Annotated in this window: 17 protein-coding genes; 5 read left to right on the top strand and 12 right to left on the bottom strand. The window is 38.2% G+C overall.

The window, feature by feature from the left end:
* Positions 1-423 precede the first annotated feature (423 nt).
* Complete coding sequence (gene fabI, locus IQ215_RS08340; protein WP_193800859.1) at positions 424-1,209, bottom strand: enoyl-ACP reductase FabI; 786 nt, start codon at positions 1,207-1,209, stop codon at positions 424-426.
* 362 nt (positions 1,210-1,571) lie between these two features.
* Here fabI and IQ215_RS08335 point away from each other — a divergent pair, with 362 nt between their 5' ends.
* The 4 genes from IQ215_RS08335 to hemJ all read left to right on the top strand — a co-directional run bounded on the left by IQ215_RS08335 (position 1,572) and on the right by hemJ (position 5,972).
* On the top strand, positions 1,572-3,578 hold the full coding sequence (locus tag IQ215_RS08335; protein ID WP_193800858.1) for an NAD(P)H-quinone oxidoreductase subunit 5: 2,007 nt from the start codon (positions 1,572-1,574) through the stop codon (positions 3,576-3,578).
* A gap of 171 nt (positions 3,579-3,749) precedes the next feature.
* The gene (locus IQ215_RS08330; protein WP_193800857.1) at positions 3,750-4,166 is read left to right on the top strand and encodes a hypothetical protein; all 417 of its coding nucleotides are present in this window, start codon (positions 3,750-3,752) and stop codon (positions 4,164-4,166) included.
* A 167-nt stretch (positions 4,167-4,333) separates the two neighbouring features.
* Entirely contained in the window at positions 4,334-5,188 is an 855-nt protein-coding gene (locus IQ215_RS08325) for a carbonic anhydrase (RefSeq protein WP_193800856.1), read from the top strand.
* 211 nt (positions 5,189-5,399) lie between these two features.
* Positions 5,400-5,972 carry a protoporphyrinogen oxidase HemJ gene (hemJ, locus tag IQ215_RS08320; protein WP_193800855.1) on the top strand — a complete coding sequence of 191 codons (573 nt, stop codon included), beginning with the start codon at positions 5,400-5,402 and terminating at the stop codon, positions 5,970-5,972.
* 352 nt (positions 5,973-6,324) lie between these two features.
* On the opposite strand, the gene IQ215_RS14525 is transcribed toward hemJ, so the two are convergent.
* Positions 6,325-7,764, bottom strand: a complete 1,440-nt coding sequence (locus IQ215_RS14525; RefSeq protein WP_193800854.1) for an aminotransferase class I/II-fold pyridoxal phosphate-dependent enzyme — start codon at positions 7,762-7,764, stop codon at positions 6,325-6,327.
* A gap of 221 nt (positions 7,765-7,985) precedes the next feature.
* On the opposite strand from IQ215_RS14525, the gene IQ215_RS08310 reads away from it, so the two are divergent.
* Entirely contained in the window at positions 7,986-8,249 is a 264-nt protein-coding gene (locus IQ215_RS08310; protein ID WP_193800853.1) for a YciI family protein, read from the top strand.
* 49 nt (positions 8,250-8,298) lie between these two features.
* Here the strand turns inward: IQ215_RS08310 and fmt are convergent, their stop codons facing one another.
* From fmt to dnaK, 10 genes are all read right to left on the bottom strand, one after another.
* Complete coding sequence (gene fmt, locus IQ215_RS08305; protein ID WP_193800852.1) at positions 8,299-9,288, bottom strand: methionyl-tRNA formyltransferase; 990 nt, start codon at positions 9,286-9,288, stop codon at positions 8,299-8,301.
* 227 nt (positions 9,289-9,515) lie between these two features.
* Positions 9,516-11,537 (bottom strand): NAD-dependent DNA ligase LigA, encoded by a 2,022-nt coding sequence (gene ligA / locus IQ215_RS08300; RefSeq protein WP_193800851.1) that lies wholly within the window; start codon positions 11,535-11,537, stop codon positions 9,516-9,518.
* A 439-nt stretch (positions 11,538-11,976) separates the two neighbouring features.
* On the bottom strand, positions 11,977-13,602 hold the full coding sequence (groL, locus tag IQ215_RS08295; protein ID WP_193800850.1) for a chaperonin GroEL: 1,626 nt from the start codon (positions 13,600-13,602) through the stop codon (positions 11,977-11,979).
* Between the two features lie 104 nt (positions 13,603-13,706).
* The gene (gene groES / locus IQ215_RS08290) at positions 13,707-14,018 is read right to left on the bottom strand and encodes a co-chaperone GroES (protein WP_193800849.1); all 312 of its coding nucleotides are present in this window, start codon (positions 14,016-14,018) and stop codon (positions 13,707-13,709) included.
* A 384-nt stretch (positions 14,019-14,402) separates the two neighbouring features.
* Positions 14,403-14,987 (bottom strand): chromophore lyase CpcT/CpeT, encoded by a 585-nt coding sequence (locus IQ215_RS08285; RefSeq protein ID WP_193800848.1) that lies wholly within the window; start codon positions 14,985-14,987, stop codon positions 14,403-14,405.
* A gap of 334 nt (positions 14,988-15,321) precedes the next feature.
* Positions 15,322-15,912 (bottom strand): phycobiliprotein lyase, encoded by a 591-nt coding sequence (locus IQ215_RS08280; protein ID WP_193800847.1) that lies wholly within the window; start codon positions 15,910-15,912, stop codon positions 15,322-15,324.
* A gap of 184 nt (positions 15,913-16,096) precedes the next feature.
* A complete protein-coding gene (gatA, locus tag IQ215_RS08275) occupies positions 16,097-17,545 on the bottom strand; it encodes an Asp-tRNA(Asn)/Glu-tRNA(Gln) amidotransferase subunit GatA (RefSeq protein ID WP_193800846.1) in 1,449 nt (482 codons plus the stop codon).
* Between the two features lie 165 nt (positions 17,546-17,710).
* Entirely contained in the window at positions 17,711-18,175 is a 465-nt protein-coding gene (gene smpB / locus IQ215_RS08270; protein WP_193800845.1) for an SsrA-binding protein SmpB, read from the bottom strand.
* A gap of 276 nt (positions 18,176-18,451) precedes the next feature.
* Positions 18,452-19,066 carry a CHRD domain-containing protein gene (locus IQ215_RS08265; protein ID WP_193800844.1) on the bottom strand — a complete coding sequence of 205 codons (615 nt, stop codon included), beginning with the start codon at positions 19,064-19,066 and terminating at the stop codon, positions 18,452-18,454.
* 131 nt (positions 19,067-19,197) lie between these two features.
* Complete coding sequence (gene dnaK, locus IQ215_RS08260) at positions 19,198-21,366, bottom strand: molecular chaperone DnaK (RefSeq protein WP_193800843.1); 2,169 nt, start codon at positions 21,364-21,366, stop codon at positions 19,198-19,200.
* Positions 21,367-21,553: the final 187 nt, after the last annotated feature.

The raw sequence follows: 21,553 nt of genomic DNA, 5'->3' as shown, positions 1-21,553 counted from the left end.
TTCTTAAAGTAGTGGTATATCGATAAACTTCGGCTTTACCTACGTTTTGAGAGTTCATCCAGAGACTAACACATTTATTACGTACGAATTGGACTGTACGAATGCCCTCATCGATAGCTTTAAATTGCGGAGGTTTTCCTCTTAGTTTGTACTCTAAAATAAACATTTTACGCTAGTTAGCCCAGAATAATAAATATAATAGCATAAAAAAGTCGCCCTAAAAGAGCGAGGCTTTAAACCCATTCTTTCGGTAAAACCAATTAAATAAAAGAAAGTTTATGGTTACTCCTTTAGGGGTTTTAAGGGTTTCTGAAATAAGGGCTGAAGCCTGGGCTACTAACTAAGCCTATTTTACCTTTAATTAAGTGGGGCTAGTTAGTTTGAAATAGGGTGGGCTTTGCCCACCAATGATATGAGAAAATCTTAACCTTGACTCATACCCATAATTTCATAACCTGCATCTACATAAATAACTTGCCCAGTAATACCACTGGATAAATCACTACATAAGAAAGCTGCGGCATTACCTACCTCTGTTTGGGTAACGGTGCGTTTGAGGGGTGCTGTAGCTTCCACATGGTGAATCATATCAAGGATACCACCCACTGCAGAAGATGCGAGGGTACGAATAGGCCCTGCGGAAATGGCATTAACTCTGACATTTTGAGAACCTAATTCTGCCGCCAAATAACGGACACTCATTTCTAAAGCAGATTTAGCAATACCCATAACATTATAGTTGGGGATTACTTTTACTCCCCCAAGATAGCTAAGGGTAACAATACTAGCACCGTCAGTTAATAAGGGTTTGGCGGCTTGGGTAAGACGGGTAAGGGAATAGGCACTAATATCAAGGGCAGTTTTAAAACCATCACGGGAAGTATTACTAAAATCACCGCTTAAGTCATCTTTTTGGGCAAAGGCGAGACAGTGAATGAGGATGTCTATTTTGCCCCATTGTTCTTTAATTTCGTTAAAGGTTTCTTCAATTTGGACGTCATCTTGTACATTACAGGGTAGGAAAACACTGGGGTTGAGGGGTTCTACTAATTCGCCAACTTTTTTTTGAAAACGTCCTTTTTCATCGGGTAGATAAGTTACACCTATGTTGGCTCCTGCTTTATGTAATTGTTGAGCAATACCCCATGCAATGGAGCGATTATTGGCAATACCTGTAACTAGGGCGTTTTTTCCTGTTAAATCTAACATAGTGAGTAAATTTTATTAGTTGAAATATTTGTTAAACTGATTAAGCGTTAAAGTTTCTTTTATAGGTGCTATGATTTTGACATACCTAGCGAACTATAGTTTTTACCTTTTTAAGATAGGTATTTGTTTTAAAACAAACATACTCTAAAATATCAAAAAACTGTCCTATTCCCACATCTAAAGATGTCTTATAACCCACCACTTGATAACTGGTGCTATTAACAATTAATTATGCCCAATTGAGGTACTTTTTACCCATGATAAAGTTAATCAACTAATGGAAAATGAAATCTTAATTGATCATAGACAGTAATGATATGTCACAATGATAGCGTTATGGATAAATAGAATAAATAATCTGCATGGACAGTTTAAAATTATATGAATACGCTTGGTTAGTGCCAACACTACCCCTAATCTCCGCAATGATAGTGGGTATCGGCTTAATCTCTTTTAACCAAGCTACCAATAAATTAAGACAAGTTAACTCAATTTTTATTATCTCCACCCTAGGAGCTTGTTTAGCCCTTTCTGTGGCTCTTTTTTGGAGTCAGTGGCAGGGTGCCGAGCCTTATACGAGAATGATTGAATGGGCTTCTGCGGGGGATTTTTCCCTGAGTATGGGTTATACCATCGATCATCTTAGCTCATTAATGCTGGTTATTGTTACCACCGTGGCACTGTTGGTGATGATTTACACTGATGGTTATATGGCTCACGATGAAGGTTATGTACGTTTTTATGCCTATTTGAGCATTTTTAGTGCTTCGATGTTGGGGTTGGTAGTTAGCCCTAATCTTGTGCAAGTGTATATTTTCTGGGAGTTGGTGGGGATGTGTTCCTATCTACTCATCGGCTTTTGGTACGATCGCAAGGCGGCCGCTGATGCTTGTCAAAAGGCTTTTGTTACTAACCGTGTAGGGGATTTCGGTTTATTATTGGGGATGCTTGGTTTATACTGGGCTACTGGTAGCTTTGACTTTGGCGAAATGGGACTTAGGCTTCATGAATCGGTTGTCTCAGGGCAACTTGCTGGGTGGTTAGCGGCGTTATTTGCTATTTTGGTCTTTTTGGGGCCTGTGGCAAAATCAGCCCAATTTCCACTCCATGTGTGGCTTCCTGATGCTATGGAAGGTCCTACCCCCATATCTGCTCTGATTCATGCGGCTACCATGGTGGCAGCGGGGGTATTTTTGATTGCTAGGATGTACCCTGTATTTGAGCCTATCCCTGTGGCCATGGACTTAGTGGCTTGGGTGGGTTGTTTTACCGCTCTTTTGGGTGCGACTATTGCATTGACTCAAAATGACATTAAAAAGGGTTTGGCTTATTCTACTATTTCTCAGTTAGGATACATGGTGATGGCTATGGGTATTGGTGCTTATAGTGCTGGTTTATTCCACCTTATGACCCATGCTTATTTTAAAGCTATGCTTTTCCTCTGTTCTGGTTCTGTAATTCATGGTATGGAGGAAGTGGTAGGACATGAGCCTGTTTTGGCACAGGATATGCGTTTGATGGGTAATTTACGCAAATATATGCCCATTACCTCTAGTTGTTTCTTGATTGGTACTTTGGCCATTTGTGGTATTCCTCCTTTTGCTGGATTTTGGTCGAAGGATGAAATTTTAGGTTTGGCTTTTGAGGCAAATCCTGCTCTATGGTTAATCGGCTGGTTAACTGCTGGTTTGACCGCTTTTTATATGTTCCGTATGTATTTCATGACCTTTGAGGGTGACTTTAGAGGAAAGGATCATAAAATTCAAGAGGAGTTGTTGGCGGCAGCGAATATTATTCCCACTGATGAAGGACATCACGGCGATAAACCCCATGAGTCTCCTTTAACTATGACTTTTCCCTTGATGATGTTGGCGATTCCTTCTGTGTTGGTTGGTTTCTTGGGAATGCCTTGGAATAATCGTTTTGAAGAATTTATTGCCTCTCCCAATGAGGCGGTGACGGAAGTTGCTCACCATTTTGATTTGACTGAGTTTCTTATCATGGCTGGTAATTCTGTGGGCATTGCTTTAATTGGTATTACCGTGGCTTCTTTGATGTATAGCAGTAAGAAAATTGACCCTAGTGCGATCGCCTCTAAGTTCCCTACTTTATACCAATTTTCCCTTAATAAATGGTACTTTGACGAGTTTTATGACAGTGTCTTTGTCAAAGGCTGTCGTCGTATTGCTAGGGGTATCATGGAAGTCGATTACAAAGTGGTAGATGGTGCTGTTAACCTAACGGGCTTATTTACCATCGTCAGTGGTGAAGGCTTGAAATATCTGGAAAATGGACGAGCACAATTTTATGCCCTCATTGTTTTTGGTGCTGTATTGAGCTTTGTTATTGCTTTTAGTGTTATTGGCTAAATACTACGACAATTCACATTAATATGAGAGGTGCAACAATGTTGCACCTTTTTTTGTAGCATTTTGTTCTGTTACATTTAAAGAATTTAATTTAAAGACAAAGTATAGATATGGGCAAAACTAGAAAAACATCTAAAATAGTCTCATTAATTACTAATATCTACGTTAATCATGATGAATGCAATTAAAAAAATATTAATTGGTTTTTTTCTAATCATCGGTTTACCCATAACTTTCTTGACTCTTTTTCAAATAATTGATAGTAATACCGCTCAAGATGACAGAGAAGGGGCGATCGCAGCTTTATTTATTCTCGGTTTACCTCCCACAGGTATCGCTACTTATTTAATCTTGGACTTAAAACATAATCAAAGAAACAATGTTGACAAAAATAAAATTGATAAAGAACAAATATTCTTGCAGATATTAGCAGAAAATGAAGGAGAAATAACGGTACTAAAATTTGCTTTACAAGCTCAATTACCCGTAGAAAAAGCCAAAGAATATTTAGATAATAAAGCTCAAGAGTTAAATGGTGATTTTTCAGTAAATGATCAGGCAGGAATAGTTTATAAATTCTATATTTAAAACATTTTTTTTGTTAAATAACCTTATTTATTAACTTCCCCTAAAATAAGTAATATTTATCACTATCCCAAGGAGATGTAAATTGTTCATGTACCCTTAGTAAGGTATGATCGGATACGGTCATCAGAACGAGACAAAAGACACGAGAGCATAGTTAAAGAGAAACCATGAAAAAGCTGATCGAAGGACTACACCGCTTCCATGCTGGTTATTTTGAAAGCCACAAAGAATTATTTGAAAAACTTTCCCAAGGACAACATCCCCGTATCCTCTTTATTACTTGTTCTGACTCTCGCATTGACCCCAATTTGATTACCCAAGCCAATGTAGGTGACTTATTTGTAATTCGTAACGCAGGAAATATAGTGCCGCCCTACGGTGCTACCAATGGAGGAGAAGGGGCATCCATTGAATATGCTATCACTGCCCTTGGTATTGAGCATATAATCGTTTGTGGTCATTCCCATTGTGGTGCGATGAAGGGTTTATTAAAAATGTCGAAATTAGAGGAGCAAATGCCCCTTGTGTATGATTGGTTAAAACAAGCAGAGGCTACCCGTCGTCTTCTCAAGGATAATTATGGAGATCTTTCCGATGAAGAAGTTTTACCCATTGCGATCGCAGAAAATGTCCTCACACAACTAGAAAATCTAGCTACCTACCCTGTGATCAGAAGTAAACTATATCAAGGTAAATTGGCGCTTCATGCTTGGGTATATAACATTGAATCGGGAGATGTGTTAGCCTATGATCCAGTTAGTCATGATTTTGTGGACTTAGAAACTAGAAACGCTCCCCCTGAATTTATCTATGATTTAAAACCAACTAACTACTATCGCAAAGTTTCTCAAGCTAATTCTATGATAGATGATACCCATGATAGTAATGATTCCTCTTCATCCATGGCTTATCAAGTAAAGGAAAAATCAGAAACTAAAGCCCCTGCTGTTACTAATAATTATCCTCGCTCTAATCGTCTTTCCCTCGAACAAGCTGAACGTATTTACAGGGGTTCATATTAATTATTAATGGTTATCTTTTAAGCTCACCACAACACTTTTTAAATCAATGTACAATTGACAATGGACAATTAACAATTAAAGTTGTGGGAAGGGAATATAGTAATTACTTATTCTAAACAATAATTGTCTTCATTCCCCCCACCATTGGAGGCAATGGGGGTAATTTCTGATTACTTTTTCCTTGATTCAAAACAAATTTTAAGAAAAAACTATGGCATATTATTGGTACAAAGCGTTTCATCTTATTGGGATTGTGGTTTGGTTTGCAGGGTTATTTTATATGGTGCGCTTATTTGTTTACCATGCCGAAGCTAGGCAAGAAAGCGAACCAGCACAAACTATTTTGACGAAGCAATATGAGATAATGGAAAAACGTCTCTATAATATCATCACTACCCCCGGGATGATTTTAACGGTAGCCATGGCGGTAGGATTGATTTCCACTGAACCTGAGGTGTTAAAATCGGGATGGTTACACGCCAAATTTTTGTTTGTGGGTTTACTCCTGGTTTATCATTTTTGGTGTGGACGTATTATGAAGAAGTTAGCAAAAAATGAAAATTCTTGGACTGGGCAACAGTTTCGGGCTTTTAATGAAGCGCCTACCATTCTTTTGTTAGTGATTGTTTTATTAGCTATTTTCAAAAATAATTTACCCCTTGATTTAACTACTTGGTTAATTGTGGCTTTGGTAATTTTGATGGCGGCTAGTATTCAGTTATACGCTAAAAAACGTCGTCAAGATAAGGAAAAACTAGCTCAAGAGTTGGCTCAAGAAAATTAGATTTTATAGGGCGATTTTCTACTTTTATTATAAGGTGCGATCGGGTCGCCCTTTTTTATATATTTAATTTTAAATTAATCAATCAAAATAAACACTAATATTTTTTTATTTACCTTTTTTATTAAGTTTTAATTGTCAACTATTGGCAAATAATAAATAACTTGAATTCAGGATAATTTGTTATCAATATATTATATTTTTGTGCTTTCTCCACTGTGTAAACAATGGACAATTAACCATTGACAATAAACAATTAATATCTTTATATCTATTCCTCGTGGTTGATGAGCGAAGTCGAAATATCCTGTTCCCTTCCTCAACGAGAAATCATACCTAAAATCAGCAACGATACTTAATCTATTACGGTAATGGTATTCAAGCTATTATCCGTTGCCCCCGTAATCATAGCACCATTAATGGTCATTTTTTTGAGATAATTTAAACTTTCCATGGTAATTTTTTCTCCTACCATCAAAATAGGAATACCGGGAGGATAGACAGAAATTGTTTCACCGCTAACATGATTTATACTATCTTTTAAACTAACTCTTTTTTTCTTTGCCCAATAGGCTTGACGAGGAGACATTAAAAACTGAGAATCAAAATTATAACAACCATAAAAAAGCTGTTTTTGAGGGTTTTTATTCTCATATTTCCTTAAACTTGTTAACCCATGAATTAGTAAATCAATATCAGTATTATCATTGCCCATCGAAATAATAAAAGTTAAATTTTTTAAAGACGGTAACTCACAGGTAACCGCCAATTTTTCATGAAGAATTTCATCTGCCAAATAACCATTTATTCCTAAACCACTAACATTAACCGTTAATCTAGTAACATCTAAATCATGAAAACTAGAAGTCACCTTTTCCAACTTCAGCACTTGTAAATAATCTAAATCTTCTATAACTTCCCTTGCCCTTGTTGCTAAACCAATAGTCTGATTTAATAATCTTTTACCTTCTTTCGCCATTTGCGTAGTCGCTGACTCCAAAGAAGCTAATAGAAGATAACTAGGGCTAGAAGACTGTAATAATTGTAATGCGTTACTAAGGCTATCAGCGTCAACCAAACTTCCTTGTAAATGAAGCATTGAAGCCTGGGTTAAAGCACCCAAAACTTTATGGGTAGATTGTATAACAACATCAGCCCCCGAAGCTAGGGCAGAAGATGGTAATTGAGGGTGAAAAGTAAAATGGGCGCCATGGGCTTCATCAACAATTAAAGGAATATTATAACCATGGGTAATTTTGGCAATCCCTTGAATATTGCTACAAATACCGTGGTAGGTAGGGGAAACTATTATCACCCCTTTCACATCATCATGATTTTGTAAAACCATCTCAATTTGTTGAGGAGATATGCCATAGCAAATGTCAAAATTTTCATCATATTCGGGATTAATAAATATTGGTATTGCCCCTGATAAAACTAATCCATAAATTACTGATTGATGAACATTTCTTGGCAAAACAATCTTGTCACCCTCTCGACAAGTCGCCAAAATAGATGCTATGATACCGCAGGTTGAGCCGTTAACTAAAAACCAAGTTTTTTTTGCTCCAAAAGTTTCGGCAGCAAATTCCTGGGCTTCTTTAAGCACTCCTTCAGGGGCAAAAAGATTATCTAATTCTGGTAATTCTGGTAAGTCTGCTTTAAAAACTGATTCGCCTAAAACCTTTTTTAATGCAACATTAGCGCCTTTTCCCTGTTTGTGTCCGGGGGCATAGAAAGGGGCATGGTGTTTTGTTAGGGATTTTATTAATTGTTTTAGGAGAGGGTTATGCACCGATAATAAGCTAATTGATTACATTTTTTATTATAAATCTTGCAGGTTATTTCTTGCTAAACTCGTTAAATATTAGTCACCTTATTTAATTTTTATAAGATTATTTACGGATTAATTATAATATTGATTATCAGATAATAAATTTAAAAATAAATATTTTTTTAAGAAAAAATGTTAAAATAAATTATACTAAAGATAGTTTTTACCGCAAATTTTAAATTATGCCTTGGTTTGTGAAAATAGAAAAAGGAATAGTTGCTAAACATATTTTTGATCAATATGTTCCTGCACATTTAGAGTATGTTGCCCGATTAAATAAATTAGGTCATGATGCTAAAACGGGTTATTGGAAAGAAGATGAAGGGGGAATGTTGATTTTTCAAGCTGATTCCATAGAAGAAGCTAAAACCATTGTAGAAAATGATCCTTTAATACTAAATAAATGTGTTGAATACGTCTTACATCAATGGTGTGTGGTGGGTTAAGGTGCGCTGGAAAAGTAAATTATTTTATAGTATATACTAAGTAAAAAAATTAGGATAAAAATTCTCCTAATTGTAAGTGAGTACCATTAATAAAATTCCAAGCAGACTGTAATTTTTTTCCCGCTAATTGTACCTCTAATATTAATAATAAACCTGAACCTGTTTGAACTATAAAACCAAAGTTTTTAACTGTTTTAACTATTTCTCCAACTTCTCCTTTTACTGAATCTATATCTGATAGATAAGATTTAATTTTCAATAATTCAGGGGGAAGTTCAAGATTTTCTATATCTTGAAGGGGTATGCTATTACAAATCTTGAGTTTTTGTTGTCTGAAAGTAGTAAAACAGTTTGGATAAAAAGCCCTGATTTGATTGTGAATTTGCCCAGCAGAGTTTTTCCAATTAATTAAGTAGTCTTCTTTATTAATTAATCTTGCATGGGTGGCGAGGGCGTCATCTTGAGGAGTAGGTTTGATGTCTGGAAGTTTTGCCAAGGTTTGTAATAATAACTGTGCGCCTTGGGTAGCTAATTTTTCGGCAAGAGTATCGCTATTTTCTAGTAACGAAATAGGGGTATATGCTTTTAGTAACATCGCACCTGTATCCATTCCTTCATCCATTAACATGGTGGTAATACCTGTTTCTTGTTTTCCGTCATAAATACTCCATTGAATAGGGGCTGCGCCTCGATATTCTGGCAATATTGAGCCATGAACGTTAATACATCCATACTTAGGCATTTGCAATATCTGAGACGATAAAATTTGTCCATAGGCAACGACAACAAAAACATCAGCTTGACTTTGTTGTAATAACTGTAAAGTAGTTTGATCTTTTTTGATACGATGAGGTTGCCAAATAGGAAGATTATGTTGCAATGCTGTTTTTTTGACGGCGGAGGGTATCATTTTACTTCCTCTACCTCTACGTTTATCGGGTTGCGTGACTACGGCAATTACTTGATGATTGTTATCATTGAGTAGTTTTTCTAGGGTTGCAACGGCAAAATCAGGAGTGCCAAAAAAGACGATGCGCATTGTAAAAGTTTATCTCATGGTTGTTTTCGCAAGTTTATTATACTACCACGGGGATAAAGGTGTTAGCAGAGGGTTTGTATGATTGGAAAACTCGATATTTTTCTACGATGTAATTCATTACATCGCTAGTAATATTGGTATGGGGACGGTGATAGATATAATCAAATATATAGAATTAATAATCTACAGAATCGTTTAAATTTATAATATTTTTTATCCAGCGCACCTTAATGGTTAAGCATGGTTAAAAGTTTAGATTCTGAAATAATTGGAATCTGTAATTCTTGAGCTTTTATTAGTTTTGAACCTGCTTTTTCTCCTGCTAATAAATAGTCTGTTTTACTACTTACTGAGCCTGTTACTTTTCCTCCATATTTTTGAATTAAACCTTTAGCTTCATTTCTTGTTAATTGATTTAATGTTCCTGTAATTACAAATGTTTTTCCTTCTAGTATTAATTGTTCATCATCTTTTTGAGTATTATCATTTTGTAGGGTAAGATTATAACTTTTTAAAAGATTAATTAGTTGTTTATTTTGCTCAAGACGAAACCATTCTAACAAGGAATTAGCAATTTCTTTGCCGATACCATTAATTGCCTCTAAATCGGTATTATTAGCATTTGCTAAACTGTTTATATCTTGAAAATTATCCGCTAAAATTTTAGCATTTACTGCACCCACATAACGAATTCCTAAACCGTATAAAACTTTGGCAAAAGGTTGTTTTTTACTATCTTCAATGGCAGTGATTAAATTTTGAGCTGACTTTTCCCCCATCCTTTCTAATTCGGCAATTTCAAAGGCTTTTAATTCATATATATCGGCAATGGATTTAATTAATTTATGTTCCATTAACAACGTAACCACTTTTTCTCCTAACCCTCGAATGTCCATGGCGCCACGGGATGCCCAATGGATTAAGCTACCTCGCAAGATGGCAGGGCAGGAATTATTTACACAACGGGTGACGACTTCATTTTGGGGGCGTACTAATTCGGAAGCACATTCGGGACAATGGGTGGGAAACTCGAAGGGGTGAGTATTTTTGGGGCGTAATTCGGGGATAACTCTTACCACTTCGGGGATAATTTCCCCTGCCTTGCGAATAACCACGGTATCTCCCACTCTAATGTCTAATTGTTGCAAAAAGTCGTAATTATGTAAAGTGGCTCGTTGAACGATAGTTCCGGCCAATGATACTGGTTTCATGATTGCCATGGGAGTCACTGCTCCAGTGCGTCCTACGTTGACGGTTATTTTTTCAACCATGGTGGGGGTTTCATCGGCAGGGTATTTAAGGGCGATCGCCCATCGGGGAAATTTTTGAGTGAAACCAAGTTGATTTTGAAGATTTAGGGAGTTTATTTTAATAACAATACCATCGGTCATGTAGGGTAATTTTTGACGATTGTTTTCCCAGTAATTACAATAATCAATTACGTCTTCTAAAGTTTGACAAACTTGATAATTAGGGTTGACTAAAAAACCAATTTGTTGTAATAAATCTAATGACTCTTTTTGGCTATGAATATAAATATTTTCGCTATTTAAGTATAAGTTATAAGCAAAAAATTGTAACTTTCTTTGACTAACAATATTAGGATCTAATTGTCTTAAAGTTCCTGCGGCGGCGTTGCGAGGATTGGCGAATAAATTTTCTTTGTTTCTTGCCCTTTCTTGATTAATTCTTTCAAATTCTTGGAGGGGTAATAGGGCTTCTCCTCTTACTTCTAATATGGGAGGTGGATTATCTAATTTGAGCTTGAGAGGAATAGAACGAATGGTGCGTAAGTTGGTGGTAATATCTTCTCCTGTAATACCGTCACCCCTTGTTAAACCCCTTGTTAATATGCCATTTTCATAGGTAAGGGCGATCGCACTGCCATCTATTTTTAATTCACAAATATAATCAAAATCAACGGTATTAGATAACTGTTTTTGCCATCTATTTTCCCACTGTTTTAACTCCTCGAAGTTAAAAGCATTATCCAAACTATAAAGAGGAATATTATGCCTAACAGAATTAAACTGACCATCTAATTTATCTCCTATTCTTTGAGTGGGACTATCTACGGTAATTAATTGAGGATAATCTTTTTCTAGGGTTTGTAATTCCCGATAAAATTGATCATAAACTGAATCTTCCATAATGGGATTATCCAACACATAATAAGCATAACTTGCCTCTTGCAATTTAGCTTTTAACTGTTGAACTCGATTACTTATTTCAGTAGGAATAGAAGCCATAATAATGGAGAATTAATAATTATAATTTAATTAAAACATACCTTAGTTCAATTCATTGAACGATAAAATGTTAGCCTTGTAATTCATTGCAAGGCGGTTGAAGATATACTTTCTACATCGAATTTGATATTATATCCAAATCCACTCACCACGGTAAAATAATTAAACATTAAAATAATTAGAGTTGTTGCGAAATAGTTTTTTTGCCAAATTTAGTCCTTATTTGATAAGGGTTTCAGATACGCAGATATTTAATTCACAACAAGTCTATTAATTTTAGTTCAATTTATTGAACGAACTACCCTTAGCCGTGTAATAAATTACACGGTGGGCGAAGACAAAATCTATTTATAACTAATTCTCCGAACTTAATATTAATCAAAAAACAAAAAAAGGGTGGACATATTGCCCACCCCAAAATTATTTATAAAGTTTCAACTTAGTAGTCGAAGTCTCCGCCACCAGCAGGGGCAGCACCTTTATCCTTTTCAGGTTTATCAACAATGATACACTCAGTGGTTAATACCATTCCAGCGATGGAAGCGGCATTTTGAATACCAGAGCGAGTTACTTTCGCAGGATCAACGATACCTGCGTCAAACATATCAACATACTCGTTGTTAGCAGCATCATAACCAGTGTTAAAGTCTTTTTCCTTAACTCTTTCAGCTACTACAGCGCCATTTTGACCAGCATTTTCGGCGATACGTTTTAAGGGTGCAGTTAAAGCACGGGCAACAATTAAAGCACCAGTTAACTGCTCGGCGGTTAAATTGCCTTTTGCCCATTCTTCCAATCCAGGGGCGAGGTGAGCTAGGGTAGTTCCACCACCGGGGACGATACCTTCTTCTACCGCTGCTTTAGTAGCGTTGATGGCATCTTCTAAGCGTAGCTTACGATCTTTCATTTCGGTTTCGGTGGCCGCACCTACTTTAATTACAGCTACACCACCGCTTAATTTGGCGAGGCGCTCTTGTAATTTTTCTTTGTCGTAGGAAGAATCAGATTCTTCGATTTGACGACGAATTTGATCGCAACGACTCTTAACTTCTTTTTCGTTACCTTCAGCTACGATGGTGGTGGTGTCTTTGGTGATGGTTAAACGACGGGCAGTACCGAGTTGATCTACGGTAGTAGTATCTAATTTGAGTCCTGCATCTTCGCTAATCATTTGTCCACCAGTGAGGATGGCAATATCTTCGAGCATTTGTTTACGGCGATCGCCAAAACCAGGAGCTTTAACCGCTGCCACGTTTAATACACCACGGATGCGATTTACCACTAAAGTGGCGAGGGCTTCTTTCTCGATGTCCTCAGCGATGATGATTAAGGGCTTACCTTGACGGGCAACTTGTTCTAAAACGGGAACTAAGTCTTGAACTAAAGTGATTTTTTTATCGGTGATGAGGATGAAAGGCTCTTCAAATACTGCCTCCATACGCTCAGCATCGGTTACAAAATAAGGGGAGATATAACCTTTCTCGAAACGCATACCTTCGGTGATTTCAAGTTCAGTTTCCATGGACTTACCTTCTTCGAGGGAGATAACGCCTTCTTTACCTACTTTATCCATGGCTTGGGCAATCATTTCACCTACTTCGGTGTCATTACCCGCAGAAATAGCACCTACTTGGGCGATCGCCTTGCTATCTTCAATTTTTCTAGCATGGGCGGCGATTTTTTCCACTAAATGTTCAGTGGCCTTGTCAATACCACGCTTGAGGGCGATGGGGTTAGCTCCAGCGGCAACGTTGCGTAAACCTTCTTTAACGATGGCGTGGGCGAGTACGGTGGCGGTGGTAGTACCGTCTCCAGCTACATCATTGGTTTTGGAAGCAGCTTGACGAATCAAAGCAACCCCAGTATTTTCGATGTGATCTTCTAATTCGATTTCTTTAGCAATGGTTACACCATCGTTAACGATTTGGGGTGCACCAAATTTCTTTTCTAATACAACGTTACGACCTTTAGGACCTAAGGTAACAGCAACGGATTCGGCTAACAAATCGATACCACGCTCTAGGGCGCGACGGGCTTCTTCATTATAAATGATAGACTTGGACATAGTTATTCTTGCTTATTTACTCTAAAAGTTGAAATAATTTTATGGTTTAAAAGGTTGTAGTTTGCTCGATGATTTCGAGCTACCTTCAAGGGTTTTATATAAAATTAGGAAACTACAGCGAGAATGTCTTTTTCGGAAAGTAAGACATAATCATCGTTACCGAGTTTGATGTCAGTACCTGCATATTTGGAGTAAAGAACTTTGTCCCCTACTTTTACTTCCACAGGAGTGCGAACACCTTGATCATTTACTTTACCATCGCCCACGGTGACCACCTCACCAACTTGGGGTTTTTCTTTTGCATTGTCAGGTAAGTAGATACCACCAGCAGTTTTTTCTTCAGCTTCACTTACTTTGACGAAAACACGATCGCCCAAGGGCTTTACAGTTGATACATTAATGGTAATTGCAGCCATTGATGGTTTACTCCTTAATTTCTCTATAATTAATACTTTTAATCGCTCGGAGAAAATGTTTTTAGCACTCTCACCTTACGAGTGCTAATTTAACCGAAATCATCATACCATAGCAATGGGTTTTATTGTACGGGTTTCCGAACTACAAGTCAGGTGTTAGATATTGGGTATTAGGTATCAGGTTTTCTAATGATACAGAGATGAGAGTTTAGGATATTTTGGGGGTAAATCTATTTATTTTCAGACGTTGCTTGATGATGGTATGAAATATTATCAAATTACAATAAACGTTGAATATTTAAAATATTGTTACTATTCCCCGTTCCCTATTCCCCGTTCCCCAACTAAACTAAAAATCATATCCAAGTTCAGCAATGCCTATTTTCAAAGTTCATCGGTAAAGCGTTGGGTTGGCTGAAAATGAAAAGGCCCGGCCACTGAACCCCATAAAAGTTCGTCAGTTTCCAAGTCTCTGCCACGATCAAAACTAATGAGTTTATTTTCGTCAATCTCGAAACTATTATCAAGGTAGGATTTTTTGCCCTTACGTTCCACAATACAAGCCTTACCCGGTTTAACATGACCTTTAAAATGAGTCCCTGTCCACTGGGCAATCATATCACAACCGTTCATTTTTTCAAGATGATCAAGGGTCAAGTCTTTGAGCTTTTCAGGGTTGCGAGAAGCTCCATAAAATTCCTTTTCTTCTTTAAGTTTATAGTGTTCTAACTCAAGATGATCATCCACTGCTTTAATGGTAAATACCCTTAAACGATAGGGTTGAGAAAGTAAAAAGTCGTAGGCTTGTTCTAGGAAAAAACTAACTTCCCCGAATAGGGAATGGGGTAAGGGGCGCATACATACCCGAATATGAGCAAAGAAAGGAGGGTTTTCTATGGCTTGAGGTTCGTTACTAAAGTCAGCCGCCATTAGTCTGGCGAGGGCTTTTACATCTGTGGAATTACTCATTTTTTAAAATATTTTATTAATAATAGAAACAGTCTTTTTTTATATAATTTTTGTAGGGAGTTGTAAAGATTTTACCCCCCCTAGCTCCCCGAATTTGTGCAGGTTTGATTTATTCTAAAATTTGTTGGTTAGGGCAGGGAATAGGCAATGAGAAATAGTTTTTAATGGTTTATGGTTATCAATGGATAACCCAAACATTTTTAACTACTTCTTAATCCTGAAATTGCTAAAAAGCCGTATTTTAATACTGGTAAAGATTTAAGCGTTGTTGCATTCCTACTTTGAATCACTTCTGCCGAATTTGCGGGGGGAATAAAACTCTTTTTGTTTAGTCTTACCAACCTGTTATGGCGGGGGAGTCTAATAAGGAATCAAGATTGGGTTGGGTGGTTTTTTCATCTTCAGATTTTTCCCTTACTTCAATACAAAAAGTAGCGGTGTTAAAACCTCCAAATCTTTGTACGGTGCTAGTGCGTAATCTAACATCATCGCTCACAAACCAAAAACGCTCATGGATTGTCATGGTTTCGTATTCGGTGGTTAAAACCAAGGCATCTTCATCATCAAGGTAATATTCTCCCGCAACAGGTACGATTTCGGCGTAACCTCTTTCCCTGAGTAATTTCCCTTGGCGGGGGTTATCAGCTTCGGGAATGAGGGCGAAGACGGTTTCTCCTTTGTGGCTTTCGTCTTCTTTATCCCATGCCATGGCACCATCCCAAGTGACATAAGAGCCTCCCACGGATTTTTCGGGATCAAATTGGTGCATTTCGCAGATTTCTTTGATTTTGGGATTATTTTTATCGAGGGTTTCTACTCTGATTTCTGAGCCTCCACTTTCGGCACGGCGGAAGGGTAGATGGTGGGTTGTACGTTGCGATCGCCACTTACCAGCGCTATTTTGAAAAAAGGTTAATCCATCCATTTTATATCTATTTTTTATCTGAATATTTTTATTTTTACCATAACCTAATTAGCGTTTAAGGGTCAACTTAACAATTGACAATGGACAATGGACAATGGACAATTAATTTCCATTCAAATAGTTTCCCTTTCTCCCCATAAAAGGGGAGATGTCGAAGACAGAGGGGTGGGAATTTAGGGGAAAATTAACCCAAATTTGGGGATTTGGTGTGCCAGTCGGTGGCTTGTTGGAAGGCGTAACCGACTTTAAATAAAACATCTTCCCGTAACACGTTACCGATTAACTGCATTCCGATGGGTAAATTTTGACCATCAAAACCGCAAGGAATACTCATACCGGGTAAACCTGCGAGGTTAACAGGGATAGTCATTAAATCTGATAAATACATAGTAAGAGGATCATCAGTTTTTTCTCCGGCCTTAAAAGCAGTGGTGGGAGAGGTGGGGGAAATTAACACGTCCACATCAGCAAAAGCATTGTCAAAGTCTTGTTTGATTAAAGTTCTCACTTTTTGCGCCTTGAGATAATAAGCGTCGTAATAACCGGCAGAAAGGGCATAGGTACCTAACATGATACGACGTTTTACTTCTTTGCCAAATCCTTGCGCCCTAGTTTGGGTGTACATATCCATAAGGTTATCAGCTTTGCTTCTGATGCCATATTTAACCGCATCATAACGGGCGAGGTTGGCGGAGGCTTCACTAGGGGCGATGATGTAGTAAACGGGTAAACCATAGCGGAAACGGGGACAAGAAATTTCTTTTACCTGCGCACCTAGTTTTTCTAATTCTTTGATGCCTTGGTTAACGGCTTCGGCGACGACGTTATCTAATCCTTCCCCAAAGGTTTCTCGGATGATGCCCACTTTCAAGCCTTTTAAGTCAGTGGTAAAGGATTTGCTATAGTCAGGGATTTCTACTTTTAAGCTAGTGGAGTCTTTGGAGTCGTAACCGGCGATCGCCCTTAACAAAATACCTGCATCCTCTACAGTGTGAGCAAAAGGCCCAATTTGATCCAATGAAGAAGCATAAGCCACCAACCCAAAACGAGACACTAAACCATAGGTAGGTTTTAAGCCCACAACCCCACATAAAGAGGCAGGTTGACGGATTGAACCCCCAGTATCAGATCCCAAGGAAACCACACATTCATCGGCAGCCACGGCGGCCGCAGAGCCTCCAGAAGACCCCCCCGGCACTCGGGTGGTATCCCAAGGGTTAGCGGTTACTTGATAACCTGAATTTTCCGTAGAGCTTCCCATGGCAAACTCATCTAAGTTAGTTTTACCTAAAATTACTGCCCCTTGGTCATGGAGTTTCTGGGTGACGGTGGATTCATAGCTAGGGGTAAACCCTTCGAGGATTTTTGAACCGCAAGTGGTGGGAATGCCCTTGGTGGACATATTATCCTTCACGGCGATGGGAATGCCTTCTAGGGTGCCTATTTCTTCTCCCCTAGCGATTTTTTCATCAACTTTTTGAGCGCTGTTTAGGGCTAAATCCTTGGTGATATGAAGATAGCTTTTTATTTGGGGTTCTAGTTTCTCGATGGTATTAAGATATTCTTGGGTAATTTCTACCGCTGAACGTTCTTTATTGATAAGCTGTTTGTGTAACTGGGAAATGGAAGCCATGAATAGTAATTGATAATTAATAATTGATAATTAATAATGAATAGTTAGTCTTTTCGATTAAGAAATTAACTCATTATCTATGACTCAAAGTAACGCTTTAAGTATAATCATTCATTGTCAATTGTCCATTGTCAATTGTCAATTTTTGTCCTCCATGGTCAATTTTTAATATCGTTTCATCATCCTTGCCATTTGTCGCTCATCATCACGGCGTTTGATGGTTTCCCGTTTATCATGGAGTTTCTTACCCTTACCTAAACCAAGATTTACTTTAATCCAATCTCCTTTGATGTACATTTTCAGCGGAATAAGAGTTAATCCTTTTTGTTCTAATAAACCGATTAATTTATTGATTTCTTTTTTGTGTAACAATAATTTGCGATCGCGCTTAGGTTCATGGTTAAAATACTGCCCTGCGGTTTGATGGGGGGCGATGTGAACATTCATCAACCATGCTTCCCCATTACGAATTAAACAATATCCATCCCTCAGATTCACTTTTCCAGCCCTAACGGATTTTACTTCTGTGCCGCCTAGCTGAATTCCTGCTTCATAAGTATCTAAAATCTCATATAGGTATCTCGCCTGACGATTATCACTTATAACTTTAATTGGTTTTTTTTCTACCATAAACAAGTTTTATTTTGTCTGCAATCTTACTATTATATCTGATGTTTGATAGATATATTTTCAGTTAGGGTAGAGAATGGGGAATGGGTAATAGTTTTTAGCGGTTTATCATGGTAAATTCTTTAACCTAACACCTAATATCCGACACCTTTTAAGATATAAATTTTATTCCCAACTCAAGTTGATATTTATAGTGATGAAATGATTTAATCAACCTAATTCGGGGATAATACCTAACACAAAATACACAACACCTAATATTTAATTGCTATAAAATTATTCTTGGATAATTCCCCTTAATTCACCACCACGATTCATAGTTGTGTGAATATCAATATATAAATTACCTTCCCCTAAAGCCATTACTTGCTCATCGGATAATTGATAAGTACCAGTGAAAAGGCCGCTTAAACCATTTTCTGAGGTAGTGACAGATAAAGCATCCACAAAAGTTCCATTTTCTTCAGGAGTACCCAAATGTAAGTGTACTGCAGAAGTTACATCAGGATTAGGAGGATTTAAGGGATCGCTTTCATAGTCTCGTAAAGGGCTACTTAAACCATTAAAGCTACCGTACACCATTAGGGTATTGTTTTCGCTTAAAATTGCCACTGCTACGCCCCCTGCGTTGCTTGTAACGGGTTGGGGATAAATATTATTCCCCGATAACATTGCTGTCATCACTTTAAATCCCATTTCCATGGTTTCTTCTGAGGGTGACTCCTCCATCATCATTTGCCCTTCTTCATTCATTTGAGCCAAATTATTGGTTTTAGACTCTGATTCCACCTCAGTGTTTAAGGCGTTTGATGGTAGGGTGAAATTAGTGGCAAAAATAAGGGCGATCGCACTTACGGATAATTTGGAGAATAATGACTTAATGTTGTTCATGGTTTCCACAGAAAATAGTTTTATGATTTCAAAAATTGGATAAAAATAGCACAATTAATTAGCACTACGCCCCTATAGACGGCAACTCCACCAACAAAGTTCACAAAATATTTGATATGTGGAAAATGATATTAAAACCACTCATCATCATCCCAATCATTCTCGTAGGGAATATCACGTTTACGGGGAGAGCGATAATTGACATCTTCGGGATAATCATCATAACCCCTACGGCTAGGAGGAGGCGCGGGGCGTGAAGGAGGGCGACGACTAGGAGGAGAGGAAAGCCCTGCACCATAATCATAATCATTAACACTGTTACCACCATAACCACGGTCATAACCAGAGGACATTCTACCACCGTAAAGAGTAGAATCCGTTTGACGATAAATATTTCTTGAATCTCGAGGATTATATAACTCATCCTCATCATCGCCGATAAAGGTTTTCTTGATAGACTCGAAGAAGCCTTCTTCCTCATCATCATATTGTAGTCTTACCTCTCGGTTCAACTCGTATAATACATCTTGTAGGTCAGCTTGATTACGGTCTAATTTGCGATCGTCATTTTGTTCCAAACTATCAAGAATTTCTCGACATAAAGACTCAATATCTCGACGATAGGGGTTAGTAAATTGACTACCAAAATCGAGGGTAACTTCTCGCAATCTTCTTTGGGCTTGATCGGTTAAAGCCTTAGCTCGATTACGTTTCTCCACTCTTTCCCTTCTTTCTCTATCCTCTCGGGCATATTCTTCGGCTTCTTGCATCATGCGGGTAACTTCGAGCTGAGAAAGGGTTGAAGCTCCTTGAATTACCACGCTTTGCTCTCTGCCTGTGGTTTTATCCCTAGCCATTACTTGCAAGATACCATTGGCATCAATATCGAAGGCAACTTGTATTTGAGGCACTCCCCGGGGCGCAGGAGGGATTCCCGTTAATTTGAAACGTCCAAGGGATTTGTTATCCTCTGCCATTTCCCTTTCCCCTTGCACGACGTGAATTTCTACGGAGGTTTGATTGTTTTCGGAGGTAGAAAAAACATCCGAGCGTCTCACGGGAATAGTGGTATTACGGGGTAATAATTTTTTAGTTACTCCGCCAATGGTTTCCACACCGATAGATAAGGGGGTCACATCAAGGAGCAAAATATCTTTGACCTCTCCTCCCAAAATTCCCGCTTGAACGGCTGCCCCAACGGCCACAACCTCATCAGGGTTAACATTTTGGTTGGGTTCGATGTCGATAAAACTACGTACTAATTCTTGCACCATGGGAATACGGGTTGAGCCTCCCACTAATACCACTTCATCGATTTGAATGGGGCTTAATCCTGCATCTTTTAAGGCGCGTTGGATGGGGCGTCGTAGCCTAGAGACTAACTCTCCGCAAATTTCTTCAAATTTGGCTCGGCTGAGGGTGGTTTCGATGTGTTTGGGGCCATCTTCAGTGGCGGTGATAAAGGGTAAATTTATCTCGGTATTACTCACCCCTGATAGTTCGATTTTGGCTTTTTCAGCGGCTTCGGTTAATCTTTGCAGGGAGGTGCGATCGCGCCTTAAATCAACCCCTTCTTGTTCTAAAAATTGCTCAGCCAAATAGTTAACAATTTTATTATCAAAATCATTTCCCCCCAATTGAGTATCACCGCTAGTAGAGCGCACCTCTAAGACTCCCTCTCCCACTTCGAGAATGGATACATCAAAAGTACCACCCCCCAAATCAAACACCAAAACTTTTTCACTGCGTTTTTTCTCCAAACCGTAGGCAAGGGAAGCGGCCGTAGGTTCATTAACAATTCTTAATACATCTAATCCTGCAATCCTCCCAGCATCTTTGGTGGCTTGACGTTGGGCATCATTAAAATAAGCAGGTACAGTAATAACAGCGCCCGTAACTTCTTCTCCTAAATATCTTTCCGCTTCCTCGGCCAGTTTACGCAAAATCATCGCCGAAATTTCTTCGGGGGCAAATTCTTTTCTGATGCGAGGGCAACGGATTTTGATATTATCAACCTCATCACGGCGAATGGTGTAGGGTACTCGTTTTGATTGTTCGGTTAATTCCCCATATTTGCGTCCCATAAATCGCTTGATGCCATAGTAAGTATTTTGAGGGTTTAATACCGCTTGGCGCCGGGCCATTTGCCCCACAACTAATTCTCCATCTTTATTGAATCCGACGACGGAAGGAGTGGTGCGACTACCCTCAGAATTAGGAATTACTAACGGCTTACCACCTTCCATGACAGCTACTACTGAGTTTGTTGTTCCTAAGTCTATACCAACGACTCTTCCCATTGTTGATTTTTTCTCCAGTTGTGATTCTCGCTATTGGCCCTGGGGGCGCTGATTAATGTGATTTAAACTATATCAGTTTAATCTTTGTTTTGACGGTTTATTATACTTTAACATTTACAAGGGAACTGAGAAACAATAGAAATCAAATGTCCCATACAAATGAGCTACAGTTATCTTTATACTTAGA

The sequence above is a fragment of the Cyanobacterium stanieri LEGE 03274 genome (assembly GCF_015207825.1).
Lineage (GTDB): Bacteria > Cyanobacteriota > Cyanobacteriia > Cyanobacteriales > Cyanobacteriaceae > Cyanobacterium > Cyanobacterium stanieri_B.
Note: the sequence above shows the minus strand (reverse complement) of the source record. Positions and strands in the feature narration are given on the sequence as shown.